A 12,427-nucleotide genomic window follows, 5' to 3' on the forward strand; every position below is an offset into this window, starting at 1 on the left:
TGGCCGGCTTGCTCGGCTGGCTGGCGAACAGTTTCTGCCAGTCCAGTTGCCCATCGGCCTCGCGGGCGGCCCAGGTTTCCAGCTTGTTGCTGCGGATCTTGCCGACCACCACCTGCTGCTTGGCCAGGTCGATCGTGGTTTCGCTGACGTCCAGGCGTTCCAGGCGTACCAGCGGCCGGCCATCCGGCGCCTTGATGGCGAACGGCGCGATGCTGGCGGCGGTGTTGGTCAGGTTCAGCTCGGTCTCTTTGGCCAGGCTGAATGTGTAATCGGTGCTGAAGTTGAGCACACCGTCTTCGAGCACCAACGGCAGTGCGTCACGCACGTAGGGCCACCAGGCTTTCATCTTGCCGTCGGTGATTTTCAGGGTGCCTTTGGAGGTGATCGGCACCAGGCTGACGTTACCCTTCCAATCGATCTGCCCACCTTCCGGGCCGGCGGCGACCAGGGTCATGTCGGCATTGTCTTCCGGCAGGGTGCTGAGGTTCTTCAGCTCGAAGTCGAGTTTGTCGTAGAGGAACTCGATCGGCTCGCTGGGACGCAGGTCCTGGAAATGCAGATAGCCGCCCGCCAGCTTGATCCGCTCGATACGCAGCGGGAACGGCTTGGCGTTGGGGTCTGCCGGGGTCGGTTCGCTGGGCGGCAGTTTGAACAACTGCGCCAGGTTCAACTGGCCGGACTTGTCGAACAGCAACTCGGTCTTGGGTTTGTCGAGTTGCACATCGGCCAGGTGCAGGGCGCGGGTCCACAGGCTGTCGAGTTGCAGGTTGGCGTACAGCCGCTCGAAACCCACTTGTTCCTTGCCGGGTTCGCCGATTTTAAGGCCCCACAGCGTCAGTTCCAGACTGAACGGGTTGAGCTCGATACGCTCGATGCGCGCCGGCACCGTAGCGTAGTTGGCCAACTGTTGGTTGGCTATGCGAAGGGCAATACCGGGCAAAATCAAAAAGCCCAGCAAGCTGTACAGGGCGACAGCAGTCAACAAGGCGCCAGTGGCGCGAATCAATCCTTTGGGCATGGGGCGGCGCCATCTACGTTGAACAGGAGTGCCTTGGAGTATGGCACGGGTTTTCGGTTCCGAAGAGCCCGCCTCTTTCAGAAAAATCCTATAACTGCAGGATCAGAGTCTTCAGCGGTGGTTGCTGGTCTTGCGACGGAAAGTCGGCGCCAGGCGGCATGATTTGCCAGTCGCGTACCGGACGCCCGGCTTTCTCGGCGCAACGTAGCACCTGCTCACGCCAGTCGTCCATGCTCACTTTTGCCAGGTTATTGCAGCAGATCAGCACGCCGTCATCGGCGGTTGCCAGCAGCGCCGGCTTGAGCAGGCTTTGATAGTCGCGTAACAGGTCGACGGTGCCAAAGGCGCTCTTGGCCCAGGCCGGCGGGTCAAGCAGCACCAGGTCATATTGACGCGGTTCCAGGCGGGGATAGCTCGGCAGTTTCTGCCCGCGCCGCTGGGTGATCGGCAGGCCGGCCAGTTGGCGAATCGCCGGGAAATAATCGGATTGCACGAACGTCATGCTTGCCAGCTGCGGGTTGAGCAAGCCGTTTTCGCGCCCGACCGCCAGGTTGCCTTCGGCAAAATCCAGGTTGCAGACTTCGCGGGCACCACCGGCGGCAGCGCTCAGGCCCACGCCACAGGTGTAGGCGAACAGGTTCAGCACGCTTTTGCCGGCACTGTGTGCCTTGACCCAGCCGCGAGTGTTGCGCAGGTCGAGGAACAGCAACGGGTCTTGCCCTGCATGGCGCCCACGCACGCGGTAATTGAGGCCCCATTCGTGGCCGACCAGATCCTGCAACGCCTCGGGTGTGGCGCGGTAGACCGTGTCTTCGCGGTCGATCCGCGAGTTGCCACGGGAACGGTCGTTGTACACCAGCAGCAATTCCAGGCCCATGTGCTGGTTGATCAGTTGATGCAGCTGCAGCAGGTCCGTGGTTTCCAGCGCCTGGTGGAAGCTTTGCACCAGTAATTGCGGGCCATAGCGGTCGATGGTCAGGCCACCGGCACCTTCCTGGCTGCCATGGAACAGCCGGTAGCAGTCGGTGCCGTGGGCATGCAGCTCGCTGATCAGGTTTTGACGATGATCGAGGGCGGCGCGCAGCGCCTGGTTCAGGGGAGACATGGAGCGCGCCTTGCTGGGTAAATGTGGGCGCGGAGTTTAGCAGTTATGGAGCGTCGTCTACATCAACCCCATCCGCCGATGCGCGCGCTGCACCGAGCCATTGCGCATCGCCCAGCGCAGCAACGGTGCGCTGCGCTTGACCCCGGCCCGCACCAACTGGCGTTGCAGCAGGCTTGGGTGTTGCCCCAGCATTTCGCCCGCCCAGTCCGGCAGCAGGTCGATCCCGGCCTGCATCATCAGGGCGCCAAAGGGCTTTGCCAGCGTGCTGGGAGCCGGCGCATCGAGCAGCAGGCGCAGCACTTCGCGGCTGCGCTCGTCGCACAACAATTGCGGACGAATACACGCCAGATAATCCGCAATTTCCTCGCGTGAACGTGGCACATTCCGTGCGCCCAGGCGTTCGGCGACCAGCGCGATTTCGTCGTAGTAACGATCCTGATCACGCCCCGACAGCTGTGGGTTGCGATAACGCAGGTGAGCGGCGAGGAAGCTGCTGACCTCCGCCACATGCACCCAGGTCAGCAGCTCCGGGTCGCTGGCCGCGTAGGGGCGGCCGTCCGGCGCATGCCCGACGACCTGGAGGTGAACGGTGCGCACTTTTTCGATCAGCCATTCGGCGTCTTTACTCGAGCCGAAGGTGGTGCCGGAAATGAACTGCGAAGTGCGGCGCAGGCGCCCGAGCATGTCCTGGCGAAAATTCGAATGGTCCCACACGCCGGCCAGCGCCAAGGGGTGCAAGGCTTGCAGCATCAGGGCGCTGATGCCGCCGATGAGCATGCTGCTGAAGTCGCCATGCACTTTCCAACTGACCGAATCCGGGCCGAACAGGCCGGGGTCGCCCTTGGGGTTTTCCAGGTCCAACTGGCCCAGCGACAAGCCGGTGAGGCTCATCAACTGGGTTTCGATACGGCTGCGGATAAATTCCATGGCGACGCGCGGGTTCCTATCGGTTCAGGCGTTTATCGATCAGGCCGGCGACCACGCTGGGGTCGGCCAGGGTGGAGGTATCCCCGAGGCTGTCCAACTCGTTGCAGGCGATCTTGCGCAAAATGCGCCGCATGATCTTACCCGAGCGGGTTTTCGGCAAGGCCGGGGCCCATTGGATCAGTTCCGGTTTGGCAAAGCTGCCGATTTCCTTGCTGACCAGTTCGAGCAGGTGTTTTTTCAGCGTATCGCTGGGCTCCACGCCATTCATCGGCGTGACGAACGCATAGATGGCCTGGCCTTTGATGTCATGGGGATACCCCACCACCGCAGCTTCGGCCACCCAGTCGTGCAACACCAGGGCACTTTCCACCTCGGCGGTGCCGATACGGTGGCCGGACACATTGATCACATCGTCAATGCGCCCGGTGATCCAGTAGTCGCCGTCTTCATCGCGCCGCGCGCCATCGCCGGTGAAGTAATAACCGGGGTAGGGTTTGAAGTACGTGTCGATCATGCGCTGCGGGTCGCCATAAACACTGCGGATCTGCCCCGGCCAGCTGGATTTGATCGCCAGCACGCCGCTGCCGGGGCCGTTGATTTCCTTGCCGTGTTCATCGAGCAGCACCGGCAGTACGCCGAACATCGGTTGGGTCGCACAGCCGGGCTTGATGCGCTGGGCACTGACCAGCGGGCTGAGCATGATGCCGCCGGTTTCGGTCTGCCACCAGGTATCGACAATCGGGCAGCGTTGTTCACCGACGGCGTTGAAGTACCAGTCCCAGGCTTCCGGGTTGATCGGCTCGCCGACGCTGCCCAGCAGGCGCAGGCTGGTACGTGAGGTGTTTTCCAACGGGGCGTGACCCTCGCGCATCAACGCGCGCAGGGCTGTGGGCGCAGTGTAGAAAATATTGACCTGGTGCTTGTCGATGACCTGCCAGAAGCGCGAGCTGCTCGGGTAGCCGGGCACGCCTTCGAACATCAGCGACGTGGCGCCGTTAGCCAGCGGGCCGTACACGATGTAGCTGTGGCCGGTGACCCAGCCCACATCGGCGGTACACCAGAACACTTCGCCATCGCGGTAGTCGAGTACGTATTTGAAGGTCATCGCGGCTTGCAGCAGGTAGCCGCCGGTGGTGTGCAGCACGCCCTTGGGTTTGCCGGTGCTGCCGGAGGTGTAGAGGATAAACAGCGGGTCTTCGGCGTCCATCGGCTCGGGCGGGCAGTCGTCGCTGGCGGCATCCACGGCCTGTTGATAGTTGAGGTCGCGGCCGTCGTTCCAGTTCACGGCCGCCCCGGTACGCGCCACCACCAGTACGGTGCTGACGTTCGGGCAACTGGCCAGGGCCTTGTCGACATTTTGTTTCAACGCCACCGGCTTGCCGCCGCGCACGCCTTCATCGGCGGTGATCACCGTGCGGCAGTCTGCGTCGAGAATGCGGTCGCGCAGGGCGTCGGGTGAGAAACCACCAAACACCACTGAATGCACGGCCCCAATCCGCGTACAGGCGAGCATGGCGTAGGCCGCTTGAGGAATCATCGGCATGTAGATACACACCCGGTCGCCCTTTTTCACGCCACGGCTTTTCAGCACATTGGCCAGGCGGCTGACGTTTTGGTGCAGTTGGCGGTAGGTGATGGTGGAAGACGTGGTCGGATCATCGCCCTCCCAGATGAAGGCCGGCTGATCGGCGCGTTGCGCCAGGTGGCGGTCGATGCAGTTGTAGCTGACGTTCAATTGGCCGCCGGCAAACCATTGGGTGGCGCCGGTCATGATGTCCGAGGTATTTACGGTATGCCAGGGGGTAATCCAGTCGAGAAAGCGCTTGGCCTGTTCAGCCCAGAACGTGTCTGGCTGTTCGATGGATTGGCGATAGAGGCGCTGGTAGTCCTCTTGACTCAGTTGCGCAGCCCGGCGGACGGCATCGGCGATGGGAAACGTGCTGATATCGAACATGAGCGATCCTTATTCTTGTTTTTGCGACAAGTCATCAAGATGCACCCAGTAGTGGGAGGGTTCAAGGCCGACGTCCAAATGGGCGTCGGCCCTGTGTGACCGACGTCAGCCGCGGTGACGACCGCGGAAGTAGTTGATCAGGCCCTGGGTCGACGGATCGTCGGCCGGGGTTTCTTCGGCGCCGGTCAGGCGGTTGTAAACGCCTTTGCCCAGCTCCTTGCCCAGCTCCACGCCCCATTGGTCAAAGGCGTTGATGCCCCAGATCACGCTTTGCACGAACACTTTGTGCTCATACATGGCGACCAGTGCGCCCAGGCGACGCGGGCTGATGCGCTCGACCACCAGGGTGTTGCTCGGACGGTTGCCCGGGATCACCTTGTGCGGGGCCAGCTTCTGCACTTCGGCTTCCGGCAGGCCCTTGTCGCGCAGTTCGGCTTCGGCTTCGCTGCGGGTCTTGCCGAGCATCAGTGCCTGGCTCTGGGACAGGCAGTTGGCGTACAGCCACTGATGGTGGTCGGACACCGGGTTGAAGCTGACGATCGGCACGATAAAGTCGGCCGGGATCAGTTGGGTGCCCTGGTGCAGCAACTGGTGGTACGCGTGCTGACCGTTGCAGCCCACGCCGCCCCAGATCACCGGACCGGTATCGGTGGACACTGGCGTACCGTCCTGGCGCACGCTCTTGCCGTTGGATTCCATGTCCAGCTGTTGCAAGTGTTTGGTGATGTTACGCAGGTAGTGGTCGTAGGGCAGGATCGCATGGCTCTGCGCGCCCCAGAAGTTGCCGTACCACACACCCAGCAGGCCAAGCAGCACCGGCATGTTCTGTTCGAACGGCGTGTTCTGGAAATGCTGGTCCATGGTGTAGGCCCCGGACAGCAGCTCCTTGAAGTTCGACATGCCGATGGCCAGGGCGATTGGCAAACCGATGGCCGACCACAGCGAGTAACGGCCGCCGACCCAGTCCCACATCGGGAAGATGTTTTCTTCGCGAATACCGAAGGCCACGGCGGCCGCGTTGTTGCTCGATACGGCGATGAAGTGGCGATACAGCTCGGCTTCCGAGCCACCCTGGGCCAGGTACCAGGCGCGGGCGGCCTGGGCGTTTTTCAGGGTTTCGAGGGTGTTGAAGGATTTCGACGAGACGATGAACAGCGTGGTCTCGGCGCGCAGCTTCATGGTCAGTTCGTGGAACTCACTGCCGTCGATGTTCGCCAGGTAGTGGCAGCGCACGCCTTTGTGGGCGTAGGACAGCAGCGCTTCGGAAACCAGCTCCGGGCCGAGGAACGAACCACCGATGCCGATGTTCACCACGTCGGTGATCGGCTTCTCGCTGTAGCCACGCCACAGGCCGTCGTGGATGCGGCCCACGAGGTCGGTGATCTGGTTCAGCACCTTGTGTACGTCCGGCATGATGTTCACGCCGTTGACCGACAACTTGTCACCCACCGGGCGGCGCAGGGCGGTGTGCAGGGCAGGGCGACCCTCGGAGGAGTTCACCGGCTCGCCGGCATACAGCGCGTCGATCGCGGCTTTAAGGTCGACTTCCTTGGCCAGGCCCACGAGCAGGTCGCGGGTTTCGCTGGTGATCAGGTTTTTCGAGTAATCGAGGAAAAGCCCGCAGCTGCTCAAGGTGAATTGGGAAAAACGCTGAGGATTGGCATTGAACGCGTCGCGCATGCTGAAATCCTGCATGGCTTGGCGATGTTGATTGAGCGCTTGCCAGGCGGGCAGAGCGGTAACGTCATGAGGGGTGCGGTAGTACGCCATCGCTGCGGGTTTCCTTTTATTACGGGGACTGCCTTTAGGACACTTCAAAGCCCGAAACATCCACTCGTTCACCAAGCAATGGGTTCCGGACAGCGCTAACCATAGCGCAGGGCGAATACATTAAACCTAGCGTGTCGATATGTCTTGGCTTTGTCTGCGCTGTGGCCGGTACTTTTTTATACCGGCGCATCAGGCTGGGGTCAGTCGAGGTTCAGGTGCAGGTTATCGATGAGGCGTGTCGCCCCCAGGTAGGCCGCGACCAGGATCACCACGTCGCGATCCTCGGCCGTGGCCGGACGCAGGTGGACGCCTTGGCGCACGTCGAGGTAATCCAGGCGCATCCCGCCGGCTTCGATCTGCTGGACCTGTTCGGCACGCAGTTTGGCGAAGTCGCGGTCACCGTGTTTGATGGCGGCGGCCATCTGACTCAGGCTGCTGTACAGCACCGGCGCGATCGCCCGCTGCTCGGCGGTGAGGTAACCGTTGCGTGATGACAGCGCGAGGCCGTCATCGGCGCGGACGGTCGGTTCACCGATGATCTGGATCGGCATGTTCAGGTCATGGACCATGGCGCGAATCACGGCCAGTTGCTGGTAGTCCTTCTGGCCAAATACGGCCATGTCCGGCTGGACCATGTTGAACAACTTATTGACCACAGTGGCCACGCCTTCAAAGTGCCCGGGACGGCTGGCGCCGCACAGGCCTTCGGACAATTGCGGCACGCTGACGCGGGTCTGGCCGGTCATGCCGCCGGGGTATATTTCCTCGACGGTCGGCGCGAACAACAGGTTGCAGCCGGCTTGCAGGAGCTTTTCCTGGTCGGCGGCGAGGGTGCGCGGGTAGGTGTCCAGATCTTCGCCGGCGCCAAACTGCAGCGGGTTGACGAAGATGCTAGCCACCACGAAGTCCGCCTGCTGGGCAGCTTTGGCCACCAGGGTCGCGTGGCCGCTGTGCAGGTTGCCCATGGTGGGCACAAAGCCAATGCGTTTGCCTGCGTTGCGGGCATGGGCGACGGCAGCCCGCAGTTCGCGGACGGTTTTTACGGTGTTCATGCAGAGAATCCGTGTTCGGCGCCAGGGAAGGTCACGCCTTTGACTTCGGCAACGTATGCGCTCAACGCGGCGTGGATGCTGTCCTGGCCGGTCATGAAGTTCTTCACGAACTTCGGCACGCGGCCGGTCATCGACAGGCCGAGCATGTCGTGCAACACCAGGACCTGGCCGTCGGTGGCCGACCCGGCCCCAATGCCGATTACTGGCACTTTAACCGCATGGGTGATTTCTGCAGCCAGTTCGCTGGGCACGCATTCGAGCAGGATCATCGCCGCGCCGGCCTGTTCCAGGGCGATGGCATCGGCACGCATCTGGCGCGCCTGGGCTTCATTGCGGCCTTGGACCTTATAGCCGCCGAGGATATTCACGGACTGCGGCGTCAGGCCCATGTGCGCACACACCGGCACGCCACGTTCAGCCAGCAGGCGGATCGACTCGGCGAGCCAGACGGCTCCTTCCACCTTGACCATGTGCGCGCCGGCCTGCATCAGTTTGCCGGCGTTCTGGAAGGTTTGTTCGAGGGTGGCGTAACTCATGAACGGCAGGTCGGCGATGATAAAGGCGCCGTCGTTACCGCGCTTGACGCTGGCGGTGTGGTAGGCGAGTTCATCCGTGGTGACGGGCAGGGTGCTGTCATTCCCTTGAAGAACCATGCCCAGGGAGTCGCCCACCAGTAACACCTCGACACCGGCTTGGCAGCAGGCGTGGGCGAAGGTGGCGTCATAGCAGGTCAGCATGGTGATTTTTTCACCTTTGAGCTTGAGACTCTGCAAGGTGGTCAGGGTAACGTCTGGCATGAAAAGGGTCCTCGTTCAGGCGCTTGGAAACAGCGAGTAACGCGCGTGAGTCTTCGTTTATACAGGCGCACTTTCTTGATAGCAGTGCTTATAAGGCCTGGATTGCGCCCTTTAGCGCCGGTTGGCGGCAGCGGGACGCCTATAGTCGTGAGGAGGACACGGGAAGTCAATTGCATGTGTTACCGCATTGTTACGGCGGTGGTGTTACCGCTGTAACTGATGCGATTCAGCAGGGTGGGGCGGGCCGCGAGTCAGGCAGCCGCGATGCGTTCCAGGCCGACAAACGGGCAGGCTGCCAGCAGGTCGCTGAGGCGCTGGCCATCGGGCAATTGCAGGGTGGCTGGCGCCAGTTCGGCCAGCGGGTACAGCACGAAGGCGCGTAGGTGCATCTGGTAGTGCGGAACTTGCAGGCGGGGTTCGTCGATCAGGCGGTTGCCGAACAGCAGGATATCCAGGTCGAGCGTGCGTGGGCCCCAACGCTCAAGGCGTTCGCGGCCTTGGTCGTTCTCGATGGCTTGCAGCGCATCGAGCAGTTCCAGCGGCGCCAGGCTGCTGTCCAGGGCCGCGACCGCATTGGTGTAGCGCGGTTGGCCGGGGAGCAGGGAGTCGCTTTGATAGAAGGCCGACACCCCGATGACGGCAGTACCCGGCAATTGCGCCAACGCTTCGATAGCGCTGCGCAATTGTTGCTCCGGGGCCGCCAGGTTGCTGCCCATGCCGATGTAGATGCGTTCCACGTTTATTCGCCTGCAGCGCCCGAGGCATCGCCGGCGCTGCGCTTGCGTTTGCTGCCGCTGCGACGACGTTTTTTCGGGCCAACACCTTCGCCGACGCCATCGCCTTTGCTGCCGAGCTCACGAATCATCTCGCGGCGCTCGCTGTCATTGGCGTCCTGGTAGTCGGTCCACCATTCGCCCAGGCCGTCAGTCTGCTCGCCGGCGCTTTCACGCAGCAGCAGGAAGTCGTAGCCGGCGCGGAAGCGCGGGTTGTCCAGCAACAGGTCGGCGCGCTTGCCGCTGCGACGCGGCAGGCGTTCCTGCATGTCCCAGATCTCGCGGATCGGCATCGTGAAGCGTTTCGGAATGGCGATGCGCTGGCACTGCTCGGCAATCAGCTCGTGAGCGGCTTCCTGCATGGCCGGGATCGGCGGCATGCCGCGATCCTGCAGGCGCAGTACGCGTTTCGGCAAGGCCGGCCACAACAAGGCGGCAAACAGGAACGCCGGGGTGACCGGTTTGTTCTGCTTGATGCGCAGGTCGGTGTTGATCAAGGCTTCGCTGATCAGGGTGTGGGTATACGTCGGGTTGTATTCCAGTGCTTCGGCACTCGCCGGGAACAATGGATCGAACAACTGCAGGTCGACGAGCATTTCGAAGGTGTCGGCGGCGTAGCCCGAGAGAAACAGCTTGAGCACTTCTTCGAACAGGCGCGCCGAGGGGATTTCCCGCAGCATCGGCGCCAGTTCGCGAATCGGCGCAGCGGTGTGTCGCTCGATACCGAAGTTCAGCTTCGCAGCGAAACGCACCGCCCGCAGCATGCGTACCGGGTCTTCCTGGTAGCGCTGCGCCGGGTCGCCGATCAGGCGGATCAGGTTGTTGCGAATGTCGTGTACGCCGTTGGCGTAATCGAGGATGCGCTCACTGACCGGGTCGTAATACAGGGCGTTGATGGTGAAGTCGCGGCGCTGCGCGTCTTCTTCCAAGGTGCCGTAGACGTTGTCGCGCAGGATGCGTCCGCTTTCGTTGCGGGAAGACTGATTGGTGTCTTCTTCCTCATCATTTTGCGGATGACCGGCGCGGAAGGTCGCGACCTCGATGATTTCGCGGCCAAAGTGAATATGCACCAGCTTGAAGCGGCGGCCGATGATTCGCGCATTGCGAAACTCGGCACGCACTTGCTCGGGCGTGGCGCTGGTGGCGACGTCGAAGTCCTTGGGCGTGATATTGAGCAACATGTCGCGCACGCACCCACCCACCAGATAAGCCTGGTAGCCGGCGTTCTGCAAGCGTTCGACGATGTTCACTGCATAACGGCTGAACTGAGCGCGTTGCAGTGAATGTTGGCTGCTGTTGAGCACTTCAGGCGTGCTGCGTTTGTGTTGCGTTCGACGCAAGGGGGAACGGAATGACTGGAACAACTTCTTCAGCATGGGATGCACTGTTTGAAGGAATGTTCGGCCATAACAAAGAATGACCGCATGATGGGCCGGGATTCTAGCATTTAGTCGGGGGATGGTGTAGGAACAAGCTGCAGGCCTTGCGCCATAAGCCTCAAAACGTTAAATACCGGAAACTACAAGGGGAGCCGAAGCTCCCCCAGAAGTAGTTGCGTGCTCTATTTTTATTATTGGTTTCGGGCTTCTTGTTTTTGTTGATCGCCCTCGCCATGAAGTGTGACCTTCACGACACTCCCAATCGGGAGTCAAGAGCAAACGGATTGCTTTGGTTGCTGTGTTGCTGATCTACGATCCAACCAGTTCAGGCTCTGCCTTAGGGCAGTTTTTGTTGTTCTCGGCCTGGTTGCGGGGCAAGCCCCAAATGCAACGCCTCTCCAAAAGAATCAGTTAGCTGCGCCTCCGCCGTGTTGTTTTTATTGTGCGTGAGTCGATTCGTCTTATTTTTATTGTCTTGTACAAAGCTTGTTATTGTTTTTGTACTAAGCATATAGCAGGGTGCGTGCCAACTTTTGCGCCGACCAGCAAAAATGGGGGGTTGAGGGGTTTTTGGCTGTTTGGTGGCGAAAAAAAAGCCGGGGCTTCGTTACCGTAAGCCCCGGCTTTTGTTACGCGAAATATCCGCGGTAACAGTTTTTTCACATCGGCGGGTGTTACCTGTGGGGGCGCACCCTCAACTCTCGCTGGCCACTCCGGTCTTGCGTCGTGGAATGCCCAGGCGCTGGCGCCGTTCCCACAGGCACTTGCGGCTCACGCCCAGCTTGCGCGCCAGTTCGGTCTCGGTCATGTGGTCCTGGTGCTCCAGGACGAAATGCTGGAAGTAGTCTTCCAGTGACAAATCTTCCGTCGGTTCATGGCTGGTATTGCCGGCGGCGCCCTGTTGCGGGGCCAGGCCGATGAAATCGTCGTCTTCCAGGTCGCTGAGCTCTATATCGATGCCCAGCATTTCGGCGGAAATTTCCGGGCTCTCCGACAGAATCACCGCACGCTCGACCGCATTCTCCAACTCCCGCACGTTACCCGGCCACGAGTAGTGCCGAATCGCCTGCTCGGCGTCCGCCGCGAAACGCAGGTCGGTACGGTTGATGCGTGCACTCTGGCGCAACAGGAACGCGTTGGCGATCTCGTTGACGTCGGCGCCCCGTTCACGCAGGGCCGGCAGCTTGAGCGCGATGACATGCAGGCGGTAGTACAAGTCTTCGCGGAACTGGCCGATCTTGGCCAGGCTCTTCAGGTCACGGTGAGTGGCCGCGATCAGGCGAACATCAACCTTCTGCGATTGCACCGAGCCTACGCGGCGGATTTCCCCTTCCTGCAGTACGCGCAGCAGACGCGCCTGGGCTTCGAGGGGCAACTCGCCGATTTCGTCGAGAAACAGCGTGCCGCCGTCCGCCGCTTCCACCAGGCCTGCGCGTCCGGCGCTGGCGCCGGTAAACGCGCCTTTCTCGTGGCCGAACAATTCGGATTCGATCAGGGATTCAGGAATTGCCGCGCAGTTCACCGAGATCATCGGTGATCAGGGTATGGACGCTGCTCCAGGGCAGTTCCAGGTTGGGAATCTTGCGGCCGATCTTGTCGGATTCGACCATCACCACCACTTCACGGGCGACCTCGGCCATCACGCGGCTCAG

At 61.6% G+C, this 12,427-nt stretch carries 9 protein-coding genes and 2 pseudogenes; all 11 read right to left on the reverse strand.

All coding sequences use genetic code 11. From position 1 onward, the window contains the following. On the reverse strand, positions 1 to 1,018 hold a 1,018-nt coding region (locus tag L9Z73_RS15965; RefSeq protein WP_247402711.1), incomplete at its 3' end, for a DUF748 domain-containing protein. Between the two features lie 88 nt (positions 1,019 to 1,106). Next, positions 1,107 to 2,123, reverse strand: coding sequence for a class I SAM-dependent rRNA methyltransferase (locus L9Z73_RS15970; protein WP_247402714.1), 1,017 nt, complete (start codon positions 2,121 to 2,123; stop codon positions 1,107 to 1,109). Between the two features lie 57 nt (positions 2,124 to 2,180). After that, entirely contained in the window at positions 2,181 to 3,050 is an 870-nt protein-coding gene (locus L9Z73_RS15975) for an oxygenase MpaB family protein (RefSeq protein ID WP_247402716.1), read from the reverse strand. A 16-nt stretch (positions 3,051 to 3,066) separates the two neighbouring features. Continuing rightward, the gene (gene acs, locus L9Z73_RS15980; RefSeq protein ID WP_247402718.1) at positions 3,067 to 5,004 is read right to left on the reverse strand and encodes an acetate--CoA ligase; all 1,938 of its coding nucleotides are present in this window, start codon (positions 5,002 to 5,004) and stop codon (positions 3,067 to 3,069) included. A gap of 105 nt (positions 5,005 to 5,109) precedes the next feature. Beyond that, the gene (pgi, locus tag L9Z73_RS15985; RefSeq protein WP_247402721.1) at positions 5,110 to 6,774 is read right to left on the reverse strand and encodes a glucose-6-phosphate isomerase; all 1,665 of its coding nucleotides are present in this window, start codon (positions 6,772 to 6,774) and stop codon (positions 5,110 to 5,112) included. Between the two features lie 200 nt (positions 6,775 to 6,974). Continuing rightward, entirely contained in the window at positions 6,975 to 7,826 is an 852-nt protein-coding gene (gene panC / locus L9Z73_RS15990; protein WP_247402724.1) for a pantoate--beta-alanine ligase, read from the reverse strand. Further along, complete coding sequence (panB, locus tag L9Z73_RS15995; RefSeq protein ID WP_247402727.1) at positions 7,823 to 8,623, reverse strand: 3-methyl-2-oxobutanoate hydroxymethyltransferase; 801 nt, start codon at positions 8,621 to 8,623, stop codon at positions 7,823 to 7,825. Before panB ends, panC begins: the two co-directional genes overlap by 4 nt. A 251-nt stretch (positions 8,624 to 8,874) precedes the next feature. Beyond that, entirely contained in the window at positions 8,875 to 9,360 is a 486-nt protein-coding gene (gene folK, locus L9Z73_RS16000) for a 2-amino-4-hydroxy-6-hydroxymethyldihydropteridine diphosphokinase (RefSeq protein WP_247402729.1), read from the reverse strand. 2 nt (positions 9,361 to 9,362) lie between these two features. Beyond that, positions 9,363 to 10,772: a polynucleotide adenylyltransferase PcnB gene (locus tag L9Z73_RS16005; RefSeq protein ID WP_247402732.1), complete on the reverse strand. Its 1,410-nt coding sequence runs from the start codon at positions 10,770 to 10,772 to the stop codon at positions 9,363 to 9,365. Positions 10,773 to 11,469: 697 nt separating this feature from the next. Further along, positions 11,470 to 12,312 (reverse strand): annotated as a pseudogene (locus L9Z73_RS16010) (sigma 54-interacting transcriptional regulator); the annotation flags it as partial. Then, positions 12,302 to 12,427, reverse strand: a pseudogene (locus tag L9Z73_RS16015) (XRE family transcriptional regulator); the annotation flags it as partial. The pseudogenes L9Z73_RS16015 and L9Z73_RS16010, both read right to left, overlap by 11 nt.

Origin of the sequence: Pseudomonas emilianonis (genome assembly GCF_023072625.1) — a bacterium.
GTDB lineage: Bacteria > Pseudomonadota > Gammaproteobacteria > Pseudomonadales > Pseudomonadaceae > Aquipseudomonas > Aquipseudomonas paraveronii.